The organism is Acinetobacter sp. G11 (assembly GCF_049808495.1).
GTDB classification, from domain to species: Bacteria; Pseudomonadota; Gammaproteobacteria; order Pseudomonadales; family Moraxellaceae; genus Acinetobacter; species Acinetobacter kookii.
Genome location: NZ_JBNCAT010000078.1, coordinates 1 through 957, shown reverse-complemented (window position 1 = coordinate 957; position 957 = coordinate 1). Strand labels below are relative to the sequence as shown.

Annotated in this window: 1 protein-coding gene; it reads left to right on the top strand. The window is 40.8% G+C overall.

The genetic code is table 11. The features are described from left to right. The first annotated feature begins 538 nt into the window (after positions 1-538). Positions 539-943: an alcohol dehydrogenase catalytic domain-containing protein gene (locus ACPUEY_RS14050; protein ID WP_425122466.1), complete on the top strand. Its 405-nt coding sequence runs from the start codon at positions 539-541 to the stop codon at positions 941-943. Positions 944-957 lie beyond the last annotated feature (14 nt).

Below are 957 nucleotides of genomic sequence, written 5' to 3'. Positions count from 1 at the left end.
GATCGAAATGGAGATGATCTTCAAAATCCCGATGCTGAAGAACACGGCTTGGGAGAAAGAGACCCCCCAGGTGATCGAACTATACCGTAAGGTTTCTGACTCGAGAAATCTCTGAAAAAGGCAAAAAGAGGTAAGTTTGCGTGAAATGACAATTCCTTGCAACGATACCGTTGGTATCAAGATATGGACGAGAAAAACGATTGAATTCGACCGTTTTCACAAACTTTTTTTAATTTTCCGGACCTGAAAAACAACCATAATTGCAACGAGGATAAGGATACATGTGCTGGCTCCAGTTTGTGGAGAAAGATGATGCTCTTTTTATTTTTTTAAAAACATAAAAAAAAGTTGCAAGGAGGATCATTTATTTATTAAAAGATTTGTTACATTCTCGAATTTATAAAATTACATATCGATTGCGTAATGGTCATCCCCTTTCAAAGACATGGTATCCAATTCCAATAAACGTGTAGAACAAATGCTGGTATTTGGGTAAGGAAAAAGGTACGTCATTCTATTTCACTAAGGAGGATTTCAGATGCGCGCCGTAACGTACCAAGGAGCGAAGGATGTTCAAGTCAAACAAGTAAAGGATCCATCGATTGAAAAAAACGATGACATCATCGTCAAAATCACATCGACTGCCATTTGTGGTTCAGACTTACACATCTATCAGGGGAATATGCCGGCTCACAAAGACTATGTCATTGGTCATGAACCGATGGGCATCGTTGAAGAGGTGGGACCAGATGTGACGAAGGTCAAGCGAGGAGACCGGGTTGTGTTACCGTTTAACGTTGCTTGTGGTCACTGTTTCTTTTGTGAACATGATATGGAAAGTCAATGTGATAACTCGAACGGAAATCCCCATGTCGATACAGGTGGGTATTTCGGTTTCACAGAAGAGTTTGGTGGACATCCTGGTGGTCAGGCGGAATATTAGAAAGTTCCGTTTGG